General features: G+C 72.7%; 22 protein-coding genes. 11 read left to right on the top strand and 11 right to left on the bottom strand.

Features of this window, described 5'->3' with window-relative positions; translation table 11 throughout:
* Positions 1–17: 17 nt before the first annotated feature.
* The 6 genes from ACZ597_RS05300 to ACZ597_RS05275 form a co-directional block, all read right to left on the bottom strand.
* Entirely contained in the window at positions 18–503 is a 486-nt protein-coding gene (locus tag ACZ597_RS05300; protein WP_471325231.1) for a DUF3180 domain-containing protein, read from the bottom strand.
* A 45-nt stretch (positions 504–548) separates the two neighbouring features.
* Entirely contained in the window at positions 549–1,157 is a 609-nt protein-coding gene (folK, locus tag ACZ597_RS05295; protein WP_471325228.1) for a 2-amino-4-hydroxy-6-hydroxymethyldihydropteridine diphosphokinase, read from the bottom strand.
* Positions 1,154–1,513 (bottom strand): dihydroneopterin aldolase, encoded by a 360-nt coding sequence (folB, locus tag ACZ597_RS05290; RefSeq protein ID WP_030010912.1) that lies wholly within the window; start codon positions 1,511–1,513, stop codon positions 1,154–1,156. Before folB ends, folK begins: the two co-directional genes overlap by 4 nt.
* Positions 1,514–1,644: 131 nt before the next feature.
* Entirely contained in the window at positions 1,645–2,088 is a 444-nt protein-coding gene (locus tag ACZ597_RS05285) for a nuclear transport factor 2 family protein (protein ID WP_470974198.1), read from the bottom strand.
* Positions 2,089–2,131: 43 nt separating this feature from the next.
* Positions 2,132–3,004, bottom strand: coding sequence for a dihydropteroate synthase (gene folP / locus ACZ597_RS05280; RefSeq protein ID WP_471325224.1), 873 nt, complete (start codon positions 3,002–3,004; stop codon positions 2,132–2,134).
* Positions 3,005–3,304: 300 nt separating this feature from the next.
* Positions 3,305–5,158 carry a phosphatidylglycerol lysyltransferase domain-containing protein gene (locus ACZ597_RS05275; protein WP_471325221.1) on the bottom strand — a complete coding sequence of 618 codons (1,854 nt, stop codon included), beginning with the start codon at positions 5,156–5,158 and terminating at the stop codon, positions 3,305–3,307.
* Positions 5,159–5,310: 152 nt separating this feature from the next.
* Here ACZ597_RS05275 and ACZ597_RS05270 point away from each other — a divergent pair, with 152 nt between their 5' ends.
* Complete coding sequence (locus tag ACZ597_RS05270; RefSeq protein ID WP_471325218.1) at positions 5,311–6,420, top strand: alpha/beta hydrolase; 1,110 nt, start codon at positions 5,311–5,313, stop codon at positions 6,418–6,420.
* A 73-nt stretch (positions 6,421–6,493) separates the two neighbouring features.
* On the opposite strand, the gene ACZ597_RS05265 is transcribed toward ACZ597_RS05270, so the two are convergent.
* A complete protein-coding gene (locus tag ACZ597_RS05265; RefSeq protein WP_471325215.1) occupies positions 6,494–7,486 on the bottom strand; it encodes an ABC transporter ATP-binding protein in 993 nt (330 codons plus the stop codon).
* A gap of 160 nt (positions 7,487–7,646) precedes the next feature.
* Between ACZ597_RS05265 and ACZ597_RS05260 the strand changes: the two genes are divergently transcribed.
* The 4 genes from ACZ597_RS05260 to ACZ597_RS05245 all read left to right on the top strand — a co-directional run bounded on the left by ACZ597_RS05260 (position 7,647) and on the right by ACZ597_RS05245 (position 11,136).
* Entirely contained in the window at positions 7,647–8,354 is a 708-nt protein-coding gene (locus ACZ597_RS05260) for an ABC transporter permease (RefSeq protein ID WP_471325212.1), read from the top strand.
* A 4-nt stretch (positions 8,355–8,358) separates the two neighbouring features.
* Positions 8,359–9,024 carry an ABC transporter permease gene (locus tag ACZ597_RS05255; RefSeq protein WP_471275314.1) on the top strand — a complete coding sequence of 222 codons (666 nt, stop codon included), beginning with the start codon at positions 8,359–8,361 and terminating at the stop codon, positions 9,022–9,024.
* Between the two features lie 46 nt (positions 9,025–9,070).
* Complete coding sequence (locus ACZ597_RS05250) at positions 9,071–10,054, top strand: ABC transporter substrate-binding protein (protein WP_471325209.1); 984 nt, start codon at positions 9,071–9,073, stop codon at positions 10,052–10,054.
* 95 nt (positions 10,055–10,149) lie between these two features.
* Positions 10,150–11,136 carry a hypothetical protein gene (locus ACZ597_RS05245; RefSeq protein ID WP_471325206.1) on the top strand — a complete coding sequence of 329 codons (987 nt, stop codon included), beginning with the start codon at positions 10,150–10,152 and terminating at the stop codon, positions 11,134–11,136.
* Positions 11,137–11,322: 186 nt separating this feature from the next.
* On the opposite strand, the gene ACZ597_RS05240 is transcribed toward ACZ597_RS05245, so the two are convergent.
* From ACZ597_RS05240 to ACZ597_RS05225, 4 genes are all read right to left on the bottom strand, one after another.
* On the bottom strand, positions 11,323–11,559 hold the full coding sequence (locus ACZ597_RS05240; RefSeq protein ID WP_471325203.1) for a hypothetical protein: 237 nt from the start codon (positions 11,557–11,559) through the stop codon (positions 11,323–11,325).
* Between the two features lie 93 nt (positions 11,560–11,652).
* Positions 11,653–11,868 carry a hypothetical protein gene (locus tag ACZ597_RS05235; protein ID WP_471325200.1) on the bottom strand — a complete coding sequence of 72 codons (216 nt, stop codon included), beginning with the start codon at positions 11,866–11,868 and terminating at the stop codon, positions 11,653–11,655.
* 37 nt (positions 11,869–11,905) lie between these two features.
* Positions 11,906–12,793: an arylamine N-acetyltransferase family protein gene (locus ACZ597_RS05230; protein WP_471325198.1), complete on the bottom strand. Its 888-nt coding sequence runs from the start codon at positions 12,791–12,793 to the stop codon at positions 11,906–11,908.
* 98 nt (positions 12,794–12,891) lie between these two features.
* Positions 12,892–14,034 carry an NADH-quinone oxidoreductase subunit D gene (locus ACZ597_RS05225; protein WP_007264853.1) on the bottom strand — a complete coding sequence of 381 codons (1,143 nt, stop codon included), beginning with the start codon at positions 14,032–14,034 and terminating at the stop codon, positions 12,892–12,894.
* Positions 14,035–14,065: 31 nt separating this feature from the next.
* On the opposite strand from ACZ597_RS05225, the gene ACZ597_RS05220 reads away from it, so the two are divergent.
* From ACZ597_RS05220 to ACZ597_RS05195, 6 genes are all read left to right on the top strand, one after another.
* A complete protein-coding gene (locus tag ACZ597_RS05220) occupies positions 14,066–14,557 on the top strand; it encodes a PH domain-containing protein (RefSeq protein WP_471325195.1) in 492 nt (163 codons plus the stop codon).
* Positions 14,554–15,924 (top strand): PH domain-containing protein, encoded by a 1,371-nt coding sequence (locus tag ACZ597_RS05215; RefSeq protein WP_471325192.1) that lies wholly within the window; start codon positions 14,554–14,556, stop codon positions 15,922–15,924. The genes ACZ597_RS05220 and ACZ597_RS05215 overlap by 4 nt, the downstream gene beginning before the upstream one ends.
* A 1-nt stretch (position 15,925) precedes the next feature.
* On the top strand, positions 15,926–16,735 hold the full coding sequence (locus ACZ597_RS05210) for a hypothetical protein (protein WP_471325189.1): 810 nt from the start codon (positions 15,926–15,928) through the stop codon (positions 16,733–16,735).
* A gap of 80 nt (positions 16,736–16,815) precedes the next feature.
* Positions 16,816–17,148 (top strand): hypothetical protein, encoded by a 333-nt coding sequence (locus ACZ597_RS05205; protein WP_469113546.1) that lies wholly within the window; start codon positions 16,816–16,818, stop codon positions 17,146–17,148.
* Between the two features lie 20 nt (positions 17,149–17,168).
* On the top strand, positions 17,169–17,477 hold the full coding sequence (locus tag ACZ597_RS05200; RefSeq protein WP_007264848.1) for a pore-forming ESAT-6 family protein: 309 nt from the start codon (positions 17,169–17,171) through the stop codon (positions 17,475–17,477).
* A 48-nt stretch (positions 17,478–17,525) separates the two neighbouring features.
* Positions 17,526–17,906 (top strand): DUF6507 family protein, encoded by a 381-nt coding sequence (locus tag ACZ597_RS05195; protein WP_471325186.1) that lies wholly within the window; start codon positions 17,526–17,528, stop codon positions 17,904–17,906.
* Positions 17,907–17,989: the final 83 nt, after the last annotated feature.

Below are 17,989 nucleotides of genomic sequence, written 5' to 3'. Positions count from 1 at the left end.
CGCCTCAGAGGCGCGTGTCAGGCCGTGGCGCGGGCCTTCGTCGGGTCGTCGTCCTCGGGGAGCTTCAGCACGTGCTCCAGGAACAGGGCGGCGGCCACCACCAGGGCCCCGGCGACGACCGAGCCGCCCGCGTACCAGGCCTGGTCGCGGCGGGCGGGGACGTCCATCGCGTCGGTGAGCAGGAAGACGCCCACGCCGCCGTACATGCCCGCGACGAGGGCCGCGACCAGGGCGCTCGCCTGGCCGAAGACCACCGCCCGGGCCGCCATCAGCGGCTCAACGCCCTTCGCCCCCGGCCGGCGGTCCCGCTGGGCCTTCAGGCGGGCGCGCATCGACAGGGCCGTCGCCAGCAGGACGGCGGCGATCACCGCCAGCACGATCGGCGCGGCCAGTGGGACGCCCGGCAGGGTGCCGTACGCGTTCCACAGGCGGGCGCCCGCCCAGGACAGCACCCCGGCGATCGCGAAGATGCCCGCCAGGACCGCCGGCCTCAGTTGCTTCACTTGCCCGTCCCCTGTTCAGTGGCTGCTACCTGAACACGCTAACGGCTATTCCGGCAGCCGGAGTTCCAGGTCGGCGCGCGCCGTGACACCGGCGAGGCCGATCGCGGCCAGCAGCTCCGTGACGGGGCCGCGGCCCGGCAGCTGGGCCCCGGGGTCGATGTCGTGCCAGGGGGCCAGCACGAAGGACCGCAGGTGCGCCCGCGGGTGCGGGAGGGTGAGCACGGGGTCGTCGGAGACCACGTCGGCGTACGTGACGATGTCGACGTCGATCGTGCGCGGCCCCCAGCGCTCCTCGCGGACGCGGTCGAAGGCCTCCTCGATCGCGTGGGCCCGCTCCAGCAGGGAGGAGGGCGGCAGGGTGGTCTTCAGCGCGACGACGGCGTTCAGGTACGAGGGCTGGGAGCCGGGCTCGACGCCCCACGGCTCCGTCTCGTAGACCGGGGAGACGGCCTTGACCCGCAGCCCCGGGGTGTCGCCGAGGGCGTCGATGGCGCCCTGGAGGGTGTCCAGGCGGTTGCCGAGGTTCGCGCCGAGCGCGACGACGGCCCACTTGGGGTTGGACAGGGTGGTGTCCGCCGCGTCGACCGCCTCGACGACGGAGGCGGGTACCGGCTGGACGGTGGGGTCGCTCTGGGCGTTCAGTCCGTTGTTCATGCGCGGCTCCGGGTGATCGTGATGGTCACGTCGTCGAAGGGGACGGTGATCGGCGCGTCCGGCTTGTGGACGACGACCTCCACCTGTGCCACCGCCTCGTGCTTGAGGCACTGCTGGGCGATCCGCTCGGCGAGGGTCTCGATCAGGTCCACGGGCTCGCCTTGGACCACGTCCACGACCTCCTCGGCCACGACGCCGTAGTGCACGGTCTTGGCCAGGTCGTCCCCGGCCGCGGCCGGGCGGGTGTCCAGGTGCAGCACGAGGTCGACGATGAAGGTCTGGCCCTCTTCGCGTTCCCGGGGGAAGACGCCGTGGTGCCCGCGAGCCTTGAGGCCGCGCAGCGCGACACGATCCACGCGAATCACTCCTGCTTTCGTAGGTGCTTCCGGTCCCGGGACTCCCCGGGGCCATGGGCCTACGCCGAGTGCGGTCGGCGTCGTCCACCTTCGAATTTACCTGCGATAAACCCGGGGCCCCGCCCGTGGGGTCAGCCGGAGCCCTCTTCTTCCTCGTCATCGGAGTCCGTGAGCACCGGAGAACCGTGGTGGGACCAGAGGCGCCAGCCCTCCGGTGTGCGTCGGAACACATTCGTGGCGACGACCAGCTGGCCGACCAGCGGGCCCAGCTCCCCGGCCTCCTGGGAGGGGCCCCCGCTGAGGATGTTCTCGGTGCACGTGACCAGGGCGGTGTCACCTATGAGGGCCACCTTCGTGTCGGTCAGGAAGAACTGGATGTACTCGGTGTGGGACATGATCAGCGCGTACGAGCGCAGCACCTCGCCCCGCCCCGAGAGCACCGGCCACCCGGGGTGGACGCAGGAGATCTCGTCCTCGAGCCAGAGCGCCGACAGCGTGTCGAAGTCCCCCTGCTCCATGGCCGCGTAGAAGGCCGTGTTGGCCTCTTCGACGGCTTCGATGTCGGTACGGCTCACCGTGCCCCTTCCCTGTACGTCCGGCGGGTGTGCGTCGGGCGGGTCAAAGAGCCCCTTCCACGGCGCGGGCCACCCGAACCGCGTCCGCGGTCGCCCGTACCTCGTGCACCCGTACGGCCCAGGCGCCCTGGTGCGCGGCGATGGCCGAGACGGCGGCCGTGGCGGCGTCCCGCTCGCGGGCCGGCGGCGGGGCGGTGTCGGCGGTGCCGGCCAGGACCCGGCCGAGGAAGCGCTTGCGGGAGGCGGCGACGAGGAGCGGGAAGCCGAGGGCGCGGAGCTCGGGGAGGCGGGCGACGAGGGCCAGGTCGTGCTCGGCGTTCTTGGCGAAGCCGAGGCCGGGGTCGACGACGATCCGCTCGGGGGCGATGCCGCCGGAGACGACGGCGTCGATGCGGGTCCGGAGCTCGGCGGTGACTTCGGCGAGGACGTCGTCGTAGACGGCGAGGCTGTTCATGTTGTCGCTGAAGCCGCGCCAGTGCATGACCACGAAGGGGACCTCGGCGGCGGCGACGGCGGGGATCATCTCCGGGTCGGCGAGGCCGCCGCTGACGTCGTTGACGAGGGTGGCGCCGGCCGCGACGGCCTTGGCGGCGACGGCCGCGCGCATGGTGTCGACGGAGACGGTGACGCCCTCGGAGGCCAGGCCCCGGACGACGGGCACGACCCGGCGGAGCTCTTCCTCGGCGTCGACGCGGGAGGCGCCGGGGCGGGTGGACTCGCCGCCGACGTCGACGAGGTCGGCGCCCTGGGCGACGAGTTCGAGGCCGCGCTTGACGGCGGCGGTCGTGTCGAACCACCGGCCGCCGTCGGAGAAGGAGTCCGGGGTGACGTTGACGACGCCCATGACCGCGCAGCGGTCCCAGTCGGGCAGCCCTGCGACGTTGCCCCTGGGGGCGGGCCCGAGGTTGCTGTTCATGGGCCCAGGGTAGAGCCCCTGCCCTGGCCGGGCGGTGCCGGTTGCCGCTGGGGCCGCTGCGCGGGCCGCTCCCCGCCCCGCCCTTCCACCGTCCCCCGGGGCTGCGCCCCGGAGCCCTCCTGGGGGCTCCGCCCCCAGACTCCCGCGCCTCGAACGCCGGCGAGGCTGAAATGACGCCGGCGGGGCTGGATGGTCCAGCCCCGCCGGCGTTTGGGGCGCGGGTCCGGGCAGCGCCCGGGAAACGGTGGAAGGGCGGGTAGGGGACCAGCTCGTGCAGCGGCCCCCCACCCCCCGGAGGGGCTACGCGGCCTGGACCTCGCGGTCCTGCTGGGCGGGCACCTTGGCCTGGTGGATCGTGTGGGCGCAGGTGCGGACCGGCTTGGGGCGGCGGCGGCTGGCGAACAGGCGGGGGAGGGCCAGCGTCACGAAGCCCTCCGCCTGCATCACGGCGAAGCCGATGCGCGGCAGGTCGCGGTGGTGCCGGTAGACCATGAAGCGCGGCTCCCAGCGGGGGCGGAACTTCTCGTTGAACTTGTACAGCGACTCGATCTGGAACCAGCGCGAGAGGAACACGAGCAGGCCGCGCCATGCCCGCAGGACCGGTCCGGCGCCGATCTTCTCGCCGCGCGCCAGGGCCGCGCGGAACATCGCGAAGTTCAGGGAGACCTTCTCGATGTTCAGCTCGGGGGCCCGCTGGAGGGAGGCGACGATCAGCAGCTCGTTCATGCCGGGGTCGGCGCCGCGGTCGCGGCGCATCATCTCCAGCGACATGCCGTCCTTGCCCCACGGCACGAAGTGCTGGATGGCCTTGAGGTCGCCGAAGGGGCTGGTGTCGCCCTCCTCCACGCGGTGCGCGGTGGCGATGATGCAGTCGCCGTCGCCCGGGTCTCCGACGCGGCCCAGGGCCATGGAGAAGCCGCGCTCGGTGTCGGTGCCGCGCCAGGCCTCGGCGGCGCCGCGTACGGCGGTCAGCTCTTCCTCGGTGAGCTCGCTGACCCGGCGGACCTTGGTGGTGTAGCCGTTGCGCTCGATGCGCTTGACCATCTGGCGGACGTTGCGCATCGGGCGGCCCGCGAGGGAGAAGTCTTTGACGTCGACGATGGCCTCGTCGCCGAGTTCCAGGGCGTCCAGGCCGGTCTCGCGGGTCCAGACCTCGCCGCCGGTCTCGCTGCAGCCCACGACGGCGGGGGTCCAGGAGTGGGCCTTGGCCTCTTCCATGAACCGCTCGATGGCGCCGGGCCAGGCCTCGACGTCGCCGACCGGGTCGCCGGAGGCGAGCATCACGCCCGAGACCACGCGGTAGGTGACGGCGGCCTTGCCGCTCGGGGAGAAGACGACGGCCTTGTCGCGGCGGAGCGCGAAGTGGCCGAGGGAGTCGCGGCCGCCGTGCCTGGTCAGCAGCTCGCGCAGCTTCTCCTCGTCGTCGGAGGTCAGCTGGGCGGCCGGGTGCTCGGGGCGGAAGGCCAGGTAGATCGTGGTGACGGCGGTCAGCATGCCGAGGGCGCCGAGGGAGTAGCCGACGGTCCAGGAGACGCGGCCGGCGTAGTCGACGGGGCCCTCGAAGCCGAAGAGGCCGTAGACGACGTGGGTGATCTGCTCGTACAGGCTGGGGCGGCCGACGACCTTGCCCGGGTGCACGTTGACGATGACCAGGCCCAGGCCGATGGAGCCGGCGCTCATCAGGACGAAGTTGGCCAGGGCCTTCCAGCGGCTGCGCGGGTCCGGCAGGGCCTTGAATTCACCCTGGTGGCGTACGAGCAGCGCGAGGAGGACGGCCGAGATGACCACGCCGATGACGGAGTGGCGGTACGCGAACTGTGCGACTGCGCCGGCGGGCAGCAGGATCACGGCGGCCCGCCAGGCCCTGCGCTTGTGGCGCTTGAGACCGTGCGCGAGCAGCAGGATGAGCACGCCCGCGCTGATGGAGAGGGCCGCGGCGAAGGGGCCCAGGGAGCCGGGCAGCACCTCGGTGACCGCGTGGATCCGGCTGTGGCGGAATCGCGGGAAGACGCCCGCCGCGATGTCCAGAAGGCCGACGATCATGACGGCCGTACCTACGAGACCGGGCACCGACTCCGGTCGTGGTCCGCGGAAGATTCGCCGGACCGTACTCGGAACCTGTCCCGACTTATCGCCATCTATCCTGCTAGACATCGCTTCCCGTTGCTCCGCGAGAGATCATGTGGCCGAAGGCCGTGACAGCCTCCGGAGTGTGGTGCGTCCACTAGGACGACATCGGCGGGGAGCGGGTTCACTCTTCCGTCGGAAAAATCCAGTCCTGCCATCAGAAAGTCGACTGACTGCTCATGGGTCTCACCAGTAATACGGTTCTGGTCCTGGCCATCATCGCGGGCGTGGCCCTGTTCGCGGTCACGGTCTGGGCCTGGCCGAAGCTCTCGGGGCGCGGCGTGCGCGCGGTTCTCGGCCGGATCGGCCTGCTGCTCGCGACCCAGCTGGCGCTGTTCTCGGCAGTCGGTCTCGCGGCGAACAAGTCGTTCCTCTTCTACGGCTCGTGGGCGGACCTGTTCGGCCAGGAGACGGCCATCGGCAAGGTCGTCGACCACTCGATGAGCAGCAAGGACATCAAGGTCCTCGACAAGCAGAAGCTGGACGTGCCCGGCGGGGGCAAGCCGCAGGTCGGCGGTCAGATCCTGAAGGTGGCCATAACCGGCCAGAAGTCGAAGATAACGAGCCCCGGCTACGTGTGGCTGCCGCCGGAGTACTTCCAGCCGCAGCACAAGGACCAGAACTTTCCGGCTTCGATCGTCCTGACGGGCTACCCGGGCACCGCCGAGAACCTGATCAAAGGGCTGAACTACCCGATGACGGCCTTCAAGCAGGCCAAGGCGGGCAAGATGAAGCCGATGATCCTGGTCATGCTGCGGCCGACGATCGCGCCGCCGCGCGACACCGAGTGCGTGGACATACCCGGGGGCCCGCAGACCGAGACCTTCTTCGCGCAGGACCTGCCGCAGGCCATCCAGTCCACCTTCCGGGTGGGCAAGAAGCCGCAGAACATGGGCTTCATCGGCAACTCCACGGGCGGCTACTGCGCCCTGAAGATCGCCGCGCACCACCCGCAGACCTTCGGTGCGGCGGTGGGCCTGTCCGCGTACTACAAGGCGGCGGACGACGCGACGACCGGTGACCTGTTCCACGGCGACGCCAAGCTGAAGGCCCGCGCGGACGTGCTGGAGAGCCTCAAGGACAAGAAGCCGACCGGTACGTCCTTCCTGGTCACGACCAGTGAGAAGGGCGAGGACAACCTGAACGACACCAGGAAGTTCCTCAAGCTGGTCAAGGGCCCGGACCGGGTCTCCTCGATCATCCTCGACAGCGGCGGCCACAACTTCAACACCTGGCGCCGCGAGATCCCGCCGATGCTGGTGTGGCTGAGCGGCCGCATGCAGGCCTGAGCCCCTGCGCCGCAGGACGTCGTACGTGAAGGGCCCGGCTCCGGCCGGGCCCTTCACGCGTGTCCGGGGACCGTCAGGCGCCTTCTCGGACGTCGCCCGGGACGCCGGCCGGGACGCCGGCCCGGCGCAGGGCCCGGTGGACGCCGCCGGGGGTCAGTACGCCGGCCAGCGCGCCGGAGTCCGGGTCCGTGACGCCGATCCGGCCGGAGTCCTCCTGGAGCAGGGCGGCGAGGGCCTCGCGCAGCGACGCCCCCAGGGGCACGGAAACGGCGGGGTCCGGGCCGCCGTCGGGGGCCGTCAGGTCGGCCGTTCCGACGGGGGTGACCGCGAGCCGCTTGAGCCCGCGGTCGGCGCCGACGAAGGAGGCGACGTACTCGGTGGCGGGCGCGGCGAGCACGGCGGCCGGGCGGGCGAACTGCTCGATGGTGCCGTGCCCGTAGACCGCGATCCGGTCGCCGAGCCGGACGGCCTCCTCCAGGTCGTGCGTGACGAGCAGGATCGTCTTGCGGACGGTCTTCTGGAGGGCCAGGAACTCGTTCTGGAGCCGCTCGCGCACCACCGGGTCCACCGCGCCGAACGGCTCGTCCATCAGCAGGACCGGCGGGTCGGCGGCGAGGGCGCGGGCCACGCCGACGCGCTGGCGCTGGCCGCCCGACAGCTGTTGCGGGTAGCGGCCCCCGTACACGGCCGGATCCAGCCCCACGAGTTCGAGGAGTTCGGCCGCGCGGGCGCGGGCCTTCGCCTTCGGGGTGCCGATGAGCTGGGGCACGGTCGCCGTGTTCTCCAGGACCGTCTTGTGCGGGAACAGCCCGACCTGCTGGATGACGTACCCGATGCGGCGGCGCAGCTCGACCGGGTCGGCGGCGGCGATGTCCTCGCCGTTCAGCAGGATCCGGCCGGAGGTGGGCTCGATCAGCCGGTTGACCATCTTCATCGTGGTCGTCTTGCCGCAGCCGGACGGGCCCACCAGCGTGACCAGCTCGCCCTCCGCGACCTCGTAGGACAGCTCCTCGACGGCCGTCGTCCCGTCGGGGTAGCGCTTGGTCACTCGCTCGAATCGGATCACCCTGCCATCCTCCCCCAACGGTCCGCCCGGATGGGCGAAGGGTTTGTCAGGGGAGTGTTGCGGGTGTGCGAATGATTCCGGCCATCACGGGCACCGGGGGTTATGGTCGCCCGTAGGCCGGATTCGGCACACGCGTGCGACGGGGGAAGGGGTGAGCGGCATGGCCGGGCAGGGCTGCCTGGTGGCGAACGACTGGATCTGCTGGGAATACGTCACCTCCCGCTCCCAGGAGCTCGCCGACGCCACCGTCGAACACGTCTGGATCACCGCGGTGTCGGTGCTCGTCGGCGTCGCCGTGGCCGTCCCGCTGGCCCTCCTGGCCCGCCGGGGCCGCCGCTGGGCGGCACCCGTACTGGGCCTGACCACCCTGCTCTACACGATCCCCTCGCTCGCCATGTTCTCCCTGCTGCTGCCCTTCTTCGGGCTCTCGGCGGCGCTCGTGGTGACCGGTCTGGTGCTGTACTCGCTGACCATCCTGGTCCGCAACGTGCTGGCCGGCCTGGAGGCCGTCCCCGAGGACGTACGGGAGGCCGCGCGCGGGATGGGCTACGGCCCGGGCCGGCTGCTGTGGCAGGTCGAACTGCCGCTGGCGCTGCCCGCACTGCTCGCCGGGGTGCGGATCGCCACCGTGTCGACGGTGGCGCTGACCACCGTCGGCTCCATCGTCGGCAAGGGCGGCCTGGGAAACCTGATCGCCCCCGCCGTGAACAGCTCCTTCAAGGCCCAGGTGCTCACCGCCTCCGTGCTGTGCGTGCTGCTCGCGCTCGTCGCCGACCTGCTGCTGCTCGGCGTGCAGCGGCTGCTGACCCCGTGGACCCGGCCCGGCCGGCGTTCCGCGAAGGCGACGCCGAAGACGAAGGGGGCGTGAGGGCGTGGGCGTGATGGCGCGGGCCTGGGACTGGCTGGCCGACGGGGCCAACTGGTCGGGCGAGGCGGGGGTGTGGCACCGGCTCGGCGAGCACGTCTACGTCAGCGGGATCGCCCTGGCCGTCGCCTGCGCGGTGGCCCTGCCGGCCGGGCTGTGGCTCGGCCACCTCGGCAAGGGCGGCACCCTCGCGGTGAACGTCTCCAACGCCGGGCGGGCCGTGCCGGTGTTCGCGGTACTGGCCCTGTTCATGGTCTCGCCGCTGCGCAGCGCCGGCTACGTGCCCACCATCGCCGCGCTGGTGCTGTTCGCGGTGCCGCCGCTGCTGACCAACGCGTACGTCGGCATGCGCGAGGTGGACCGCTCGGTGGTCGAGGCCGCCCGGGGCATGGGCATGTCCGGGCGCCAGCTCTTCCTGCGCGTGGAGCTGCCCCTCGCGCGCCCGCTGGTGATGACCGGGCTGCGCTCGGCCGCCGTGCAGGTCGTCGCCACGGCGACCATCGCGGCGATGGTCGGCCAGGGCGGCCTGGGCCGGATCATCACCGCCGGCTTCAACACGTACAACACCCCGCAGGTGGTGGCGGGCGCCGTGCTGGTCGCCCTGCTGGCCCTGGTGGTGGAGGGCGCGCTGGTGGCCGCGGACCGGCTGCTGCCGGGGGCCCCGTCGCGCTGAGGCGCGGCCGGCCGTCCTTCTTCCTACCCGATCCCCAAGGAGCATGATGAGCAAGTCCACGCGCGTTCTCGGCGCGACCCTGGGCGCGGCGGCCCTGACCGTTTCCCTCGCCGCGTGCGGCGGCGAGAGCCTGGAGAAGGCCAAGGACGGCGGATCCGCCTCGGCCCCCGCCGGTGGCGGCAAGGGCAGGCTGGTGGTCGGCGCGGCGGGCTTCACCGAGTCCAACGTGCTGGCCGAGCTGTACGCGCAGGTCCTGCGCGGCGCCGGCTACGACACCTCGATCACCACGGTCAACAACCGGGAGCTGTACGAGCCGTCGCTGGAGAAGGGCGAGATCGACGTCGTCCCGGAGTACGCGGCCACGCTCGCGGAGTTCCTGAACGCCAAGGTGAACGGTCCGAGCGCGCCGAAGGAGAAGCCGGTCGCCTCCAGCGACGCGGCGGCGACCGTCGCGGCGCTGGAGAAGCTCGCGGCGCCGCTCGGGCTGAAGGCCCTCCCGGCGGGCTCGGCCGTCGACCAGAACGCCTTCGCGGTGAGCCGGGAATTCGCGCAGAAGAACAACCTCAAGTCCCTTTCCGATCTTGGAAAGTCGGGGCTGAAGGTGAAGATCGCGGCGGGTGACGAATGCGCCGTCCGTCCGTTCTGCGCACCGGGACTGGAGAAGACGTACGGAATCGCCGTTTCCGGTATTGACCCCAAGGGAGTCGGCACCCCGCAGGCCAAGCAGGCCGTCAAGGACGGGGCGGCCCAGCTGGTGCTGACCACCACCACCGACGCCACCCTCGACGGCTACGGCCTGGTCCTGCTGGAGGACGACAAGAAGCTCCAGAACGCCGACAACGTGCTGCCCGTCGTCAACGCCAAGGACGCCGGGGCCCCGGAGGTCGCCGCCGCCCTCGACGCGCTCACCAAGGCGCTGACGACCGCCGACCTCGTCGAGTTGAACCGCAAGGTGGACGCGGAGCGCGCGAAGCCGGCCGACGTCGCGAAGGCCTATCTGGACTCCAAGGGCCTGCTGAAGAAGCAGTAGTGACGTGTTTGGTGGCCAATTGTGGGGTAACTGCCCGGGAACAGATTGCCGGGCGGGTATCCCACGCACCGTCCACGCCCTGTAAATTTCAGGCCATGCCCCGTGGACGCCACCGCAATCCCGAGCCCCTGCACCGACTTCTCACGCCGACGGCCGTCGCCGGGGTGTCCGTGGCCAGCGCCGGTGCGGCCTGGCTGCTCGCGGAACCCCTCGCGCTGCGCCTGCTCGTGGCCCTCACGGCGGCCGCGGGCGTGGGCGGTGCCGTCCTCATGCGCTCCTGGGACCGGGCGGCCGGCCGCCGGGTGGCGGAGCTGGCCCGCGAGCGCGTCAAGGACGAGTGGAAGACGGACGAGCGGATAGCCGAGCTCGAATCCGACATCGAGGAAGCGCGCCTGCTGCGCGCCCGCCTCGACGCCAAGCTCCGCGCCAAGCGCGTCGAACTGGCGGGCCTGCGCGGGGAGCACGCCGCGCTGCTGCGCCGGTACGCCACCGCCGAGACCGAGCGCGCCAGCGCCCTGGAGAAGCGGCGGCTGCTGGCCATCGAGGCCGCCTCCGCCCCGGCCACCGGCCCCAAGGAGCTCCCGGCGGTCTCCGAGGAGCGCACCGGCGCCGGCGCGCCCACCCCGGTCGGCTACGCCCGCGCCCACGCCGCGATGTCGGCCCTGGCCCGCAAGGCGCAGGAGCGGTCCGCCGCCCAGCCCGCCGCGCACACCCGTCCGGCGGCCCCGGCCCCCGCCCGGGCGGCGGCGGTCCCGGCCCGCCGGCCGGCGGCGGCGGTGTCCCCGTACGCGGTCCAGCGCCGCACCGCCTCCCGCGTCGAGGGCGGCTTCGACTTCTTCGGCACCAAGAACGCCGCCCAGGCCCGGGCCGTGATCGAGTCCGTGCAGAACGAGGACCTGGCCGACGTGGTCGGCGCCGAGGCCCTCGCCGTCCACAAGGCCGAGACCGCGGGCGGCGCAGCCGAGCCGGAGTTCAAGGCCCCCACCCCCGAACAGGAGGCGGTGGGCCAGGTCATCGACCTGACGGCGCACGACGAGACGGAGCCCATCGACGTGGTCCGCCTCCGCACCGCGATCTCGTAGGCGGACACACCCTAGGAGCGGCCGCTCAGGGAGCGCGGGGCGCGGACGTTCTCGGCCCGCTCCGGGGTGAGCGGCTCCTGCGGGCTCAGGGGAAGACGAGTACGAGCCCCACCGCGACCAGCTCCAGCACCAGTTGGGCGCCCAGCGCCCGCCCGCGCACCCGCGCCGGCGCGGCCAGGGCCAGCATCATCGCCACCGCCGCCGCACCGCACAGCACAGCACCAGGAAGAAGACCCCGGGGAAGGGCGCGCAGCCGCCGCGCACCAGGCAGCGGGAGCCCTCCTCGGTGGCCAGTACCAGGATCTTCGCCACCACCAGCGCGGGCACGAACAGCGCGGCGGTGATCACCGCGCGCACGCGGACCCGCGCAGCCCCGGCGGACGGGGGCGCTGCGACGGTCGGGGGCCGGGGGTTCCAGGTCATGCCGCCATCCTGGCCCCGCGGGCCGGCCCGGGGATCCGTACGCGTACTCAGTCCGCAGCGCCCCCGTACCCAGCCGGCGACGGCCGGGGCGGCTCAGAACAGCGGCAGCTGCCCCGGCTGCGGCCCGAGGACGAAGCCGTCCAGGGTCGGGGCGGAGGCGCCGAGCACCACCCGGGCCCGGGAGCCGGGGCAGGACACCATGTCGCCCCGGTCGCGCCCGGACGGGGGGTCGTGGCGGGCGATCCGGCCGGCCGTCACCGCGCAGTCGCGGCCGCAGGTGGGGCAGGCCCGTCGGGGGGAGTGGGACATGTCCCCAGTCTGCCCTGCCGCACCGACAGCGAAGCCGTCAGGAGGCCTTCGAGGGCTCGGAGGCCCCGGACTTGGCGGCCCTGGAGGCGAGCCAGGCCCTGTGGGCCTCGTCCACCCGGGCCCACAGCACCTCCCGGTCCGCCGCCGTCAGGTCGTCGAGCCGCCGCAGGAAGACGCCCTCCAGCACCTCGAAGAACTCCCGCTCCCCGGCCAGTACCCGCTCGGCCGTCACCTTCCCGCCCCCCGACACCCGGGTCAGGACGCGTCCGCGCAGGACGTCCACGCCGTCCGCGTCGCGCCGGAACAGTGCGAAGGTCCGTACGAACGGGGAGTCCGGGGAGGTCGACAGCCAGGTGTGCGCCTCCTCGAAGTCGGCCGTCGTCGCCGGGGCGTCGCGGAAGTTCACCCGCGGCATGGGGCCGTCGGGGGTGAGGTAGCTCCAGCCGGGGCCCTCGCCCTCCAGCGGATCGAGCCGCCGCAGCGCGTAGCGGAAGCCGCCCTGCTCGTACGAGCCCTCGCGCAGCGGCAGCGGCTCGTACGGGCCGTCCCCGAGCCCGGCCTCCACCCAGTACTCCGTGCCGTCGACGCGCACGGTCAGCGTCAGGTGCTGGCCGTTGACCACGCGCGACCCGGCGTCGGCCTCGACCCCGCCGAGGTGGCGGGTCACGTCGTAGCCCAGGTCCTCCAGGAGCGCCGCGAAGGCGCCGTTGAGGTGGAAGCAGTAGCCGCCGCGCCCGGCGGCGAACCGGCGCACCGACAGCCCGGGGTCTATGCCGGGCGGCCGGCCGACGTGGATGTCGACGTTGTCGTAGGCGATGCGCTCCAGATGGGCCCGCTGGAGCGCGAACAGCCCCTCGGCGGAGGGGGCGCCGGGGTCGGTGACGCCGAGCCGGCGCAGGTAGTCCGTGTACGTGCCAGTGGTCATGTGGGCACCCTAGGAGCCCGTACTGACACGGCACGGGCGGATTTCCGCCGGACTGTCAGGTCGCGGCCCCCGCGGGCGGGGAGCCCCCAGACCGCTGCCTACTTGTCGATGTCGCCGACCACGAAGAAGAGCGACCCGAGGATCGACACCATGTCCGCGACCAGCTGCCCCGGCAGCAGCACCGCCAGCGCCTGGATGTTGTTGAAGGAGGCGCTGCGCAGCTTCAGCCGGTACGGGGTCTTCTCGCCCTTCGAGACCAGGTAGTAGCCGTTGATGCCGAGCGGGTTCTCCGTCCACGCGTACGTGCTGCCCTCGGGCGCCTTCAGCACCTTCGGCAGCCGCTGGTTGACCGGCCCCGGCGGCAGCTCGGCCATCCGGTCCAGGCAGGCCACGGCCAGGTCGAGGGCGTTGTGCGTCTGGTCGAGCAGCACCTCGAAGCGGGCCAGGCAGTCGCCCTCGGTGCGGGTGACGACCTTCAGCACGTCGGCCAGCTCGCCGTACGCCAGGTACGGCTCGTCGCGGCGCAGGTCGAAGTCCACGCCGGAGGCGCGCGCGATCGGGCCGGACACCCCGTACGCGTGCACCGCCTCGGCGGACAGGACGCCGACGCCGCGGGTGCGGGCCCGGAAGATCTCGTTGCCGTGGACCAGCTTGTCGTAGACGTCCATGCGGGTGCGGACGTCGGCGATGGCGGCGCGGGCCCGGCCGAGCCAGCCGGCCGGGAGGTCCTCCTTGAGGCCGCCGACGCGGTTGAACATGTAGTGCATGCGGCCGCCGGAGATCTCCTCCATGACGGCCTGGAGCTCCTCGCGCTCGCGGAACGCGTGGAAGATCGGGGTGATGCCGCCCAGTTCGAGGGGGTACGACCCGAGGAACATCAGGTGGTTCAGGACCCGGTTCAGCTCGGCGAGGAGCGTACGCATCCACACCGCGCGCTCGGGCACCTCCATGCCGAGCATCCGCTCGACGGCCATGACCACGCCGAGCTCGTTGGAGAACGCGGACAGCCAGTCGTGGCGGTTCGCGAGCATCACGATCTGGCGGTAGTCGCGCGCCTCGAAGAGCTTCTCGGCACCCCGGTGCATGTAGCCGACCACCGGCTCGGCGCTGGCGATGCGCTCGCCGTCCAGGACGAGCCGCAGGCGCAGCACGCCGTGGGTGGAAGGGTGCTGGGGTCCGATGTTGAGCACCATGTCGGTGCTCTCCGCCGCACCGCCGATGCCGACCGTGGTCTCCGTCATGGGCGCATTGTCTCAGTCCTAGGGTGGGCGCATGGATACGGGGACGAAGGGTGAGACGGGCCGCCCGGAGTGGGTGGGCCTGCCGGGCGGGCTGCGCGGGGTCCGGCGGCTGCTGCTGGTGATCTGGACGGTGCCGCTCACGGTGGCGACCGGCGTGTCGCTGGGGCTGGCCGTCGGGCCGTGGTGGGCGGCCTTCGCGGCGTTCTGGCCGGCAGTGCTGGTCTGGGGATGGGTGCTGATCGGGCGGAACTGGCGGTCCTGGCGGTACGCCGAGCGGGCCGACGACCTGCTGATCAGCCGGGGGGTGCTGTGGCGGGAGGAGACGGTGGTCCCGTACGGGCGGATGCAGCTGGTGGAGGTGACCTCGGGGCCGCTGGAGCGCCGCTTCGGCCTGGCCTCGGTCCAGCTCCACACGGCGGCCGCCGCGACGGACGCCAGGATCCCGGGCCTGGCCCCGGCGGAAGCGGAACGCCTCCGCGACCGCCTGACCGCGCTGGGCGAGGCAAGGTCGGCGGGCCTGTGACGGCCCGCCCCGAGGGGGAACCCGACCCGGGCGCCCCCGCGCCCGCCGACGCGAAGCGCCCGGAAGCACCGCGGGGGACCGGCGAGCGCCGACTGCACGTGCTGACCCCGCTGCGCCGCGCGTGGGTGCCGATCACGGCCACCGCCGGCGTCGTCATCCAGCAGGGCGAGCGCGCCCAGGAGTGGGTGGGCGGCCTCACCCCCGTCGTGCGGCTGCTCATGGTGGCCGGGCTGGTCCTCTTCTTCGGCACGTACGGCTTCCTCAGCTGGTGGTTCACCCACTACGCCGTCACCGACACCGAGCTCCGCATCCGCACCGGCCTGGTCTTCCGCCGCACCGCCCACATCCGCCTCGACCGCATCCAGGCCGTGGACGTGACCCGCCCGATGCTGGCCCGGATCGCCGGCGTCGCCAAACTCCGGCTCGACGTGGTCGGCACCGAGGCCAAGGACGAGCTGGCCTTCCTCGACGAACGCGACGCCGTCGCCCTGCGCGCCGAGCTGCTGGCCCGCGCGGCCGGCTTCGCGCCCGCCGAGGCCGTCGCCGTCGGCCAGGCCCCCGCGCGGGAGCTGCTGCGCGTGCCCGTACGGGACCTGGTGGTCTCCCTGCTGCTCGGCCTCGACGTGTGGACGGCGCTGGCCGCCGGGCTCGTCGCCCCGGTGGTGGTGTGGCGGGTCAGCGACAGCCTCTGGGCGGCCGCGGTCACCCTGGTGCCGCTGCTCGGCGCCGTGTGGGGCGGCACCGTCGGCCGGTTCCTCACCGGGTACGACTGGACCGTCGCCGAGTCCCCCGACGGGCTGCGCCTGGACCACGGGCTGCTGGACCGGGCCCACGAGACGGTCCCGCCCGGACGCGTCCAGGCCGTACGGATCGTGGAGCCGCTGCTGTGGCGGCGGCGCGGCTGGGTCCGGGTGGAGCTGGCCGTGGCCGGCTCCAAGAACGGGATGCTGGTCCCCGTGGCCACCCGGGACGCCGCCCACGCCCTGATCGCCCGCGTGCTGCCGGGCGCGGACCCGGCGGGCCTGGAGTTCAGCCCCTCGCCGAGCACCGGCTCGCGGTGGGTGGTGCCGGTGTGGTGGAAGGGGTACGGCCTGGCCGTCTCGGAGGAGGTCTTCGCCGCCAGGCGGGGCCGCCTGTGCCGGCGTACGGAGATCGTCCCTCATGCGAAGGTGCAGAGCGTGCGCCGCTCACAGGGCCCCTGGGAGCGCGCCCGAGGAGTGGCCGACGTGCATGTGGACACCGGCGCGAACACCACCGTCACCGCCCGGCTGCGCGCCGCCGCCGAGGCCGACGGCCTGCTGCACGACCAGGCGGTCCGCTCCCGTACCTCCCGCGCGGCGGCCCGCCCCGACCGATGGATGACCTGACATGACGACGGCCTACGAGCGGCTGCTCGGCACCGGTTTCGACGGCACCCCCACCGACGACCCGTACGAGGTGATCTGGGAGGGCGAGGACCATCCCGCCCACCGCGACCGCGTCCCCGGGCTCACCGCCCTCCTCGACGACCCCGGCGCGAAGTGCGGCGAACGCCTCATGGCCCTCATCGCCCTGGTGCACTGGGCCGAGCCCGCCGGCTTCGAGGCCGTCCTGCGGGCCGCCACCACCGACCCCCGCGCCGCCTTCTGGTACGGCTGGTCGATCGACCGCTGGTTCTCCCAGGACGACAGCTACGGGCTCTTCTGCGAAGCCGCCGTCGAGAGCCGGGAGTTGGCCGAGGAGAAGGACACCTCGGAGCTGCGCGCCGCGACGCTCCGCGCCCTGGTCGACCTCGCCGACCGGGAAGGCTTCGCCAACCGGCTCGGCGACTGCCTGGACGCCGCTTCCGTACGGGACTGCCTGCCCGGGATCCGCGCGGCCGTCGAGCGGGGCCTCTCCCGGATGCGGGCCGGCGAGCGCTTCCTCTTCGACGTGGAGACCCAGCTCGTCGGCCTGGCGGGAGCGGTGACCCTGGTCGACGAGGAACTCGCCGTGGAACTGCTGCGGTCGCTGCTCGGCAACGCCCCCTCCGGCCGGGCCATGCGGTACGCCGCCGGCCCCGTCGCCCGCTGCCAGGGCCCGGCCGGCCGGGCCCTGGCGGCCTGGCTGCGGGTCGCCGGGGACGAGTACGTACGGCAGGTCCTGGGGGAGCGGGAACCCACTGGGGACGACTTTCGGACAGACGTTCAGGCCGGATGAAACCGTGTTTGTGTTCGCAACGTCCCTTCGGTAGACAGGTAGGCACGCAAGTGACGGCACAACACGTCAGGGGTGGGTGAATGAAGTTCGACATGGGCAGCACCACGCTGTCCGAACTGGGCAAGGCCACGGGCGGCTCCAGCGACGACCTCGGCACGCTGATCAAGCTGCTGGTCGCCGCCGCGGACCCGCTGGAGGGCAAGTTCAACGGCGTCGGCCGGCAGGCCTTCGACTCCTTCAAGCGGCGCTCCGACGCGATCACCGCCGAGCTGAACGCCTCGCTGCGCGCCATCCTCGGCGGTCAGGCCGGGATGGACACCTCGTTCACGACCGGTGACCAGGAGCAGGGCGACAACGCCCACCAGAACATGGGCTCCGCGAACTTCGACGCCGCTCGCTTCGGCGCGCGCTGACACCCGGGGGACTGACAGACATGGCGAACCAGGACCGCACCTCGTACGACATCGCCGCCTCCGTGGAGGTCCAGGGCGGCCTCGGCGGGATCATCGGCCAGCTGGAGCGGGTGCTCGGCGACCGTGACAACGCGGTGAAGGCCGCGATGGCCGAGTTCCAGGCCGACGGCGTCTCGGACGAGTACCACGGCAAGGAAGTCCGCTGGAACAAGGCGGCGAACGAGGTGCGCGACATCATCCGCCTCGTCCGCACCACGCTGGAGCAGAACGACGCGACCGCGCAGGCCACGCTTCAGAAGGCCAAGGCGGCGGTCGACAACATCGGCTGACGCCGGGACGCACGGCGGACGAGGGACGCGAGGACACGGGGGTAGGGCATGGCCTGGGACATCAAGCCGTCCGGCGTGCAGGGGGTCGTCAACAAGACGATCACCGCCGCCGAGGGCTTCCAGAAGGCGGGCAAGTCGCTCCAGACGGAGCTGCCGGAGGCCGCGAAGCACGCGGGCACCATCACGCCGGGCGGCGGCACCGGCGGCGAGGGCGGCGGCATGGGCCCGATCGCCGGTGCGCTGGGCGGGCTCATGCAGTCCCACGACTACCGGCTCGCGTACATCGGCAAGCGCACGGAGGCCTCCATCAACGGGGCGATCAAGGCCACGACGGCCTACGTGCAGGGCAATATCGAGCAGGCGCAGAACGCGCAGAACGAAGCCCTGAAGGAGCCCAAGGTCGACCTTCCGGGGGCTGGGCAGAAGTGACCGACCACGTACCGATCAATCCGTGCACGATTCCGCAGTTCACGGGTGACCTGGACGCGTTGGAGCAGGACCACGCGGCGATC

Source organism: Streptomyces sp. NPDC040718, assembly GCF_055593565.1.
Note: the sequence above shows the minus strand (reverse complement) of the source record. Positions and strands in the feature narration are given on the sequence as shown.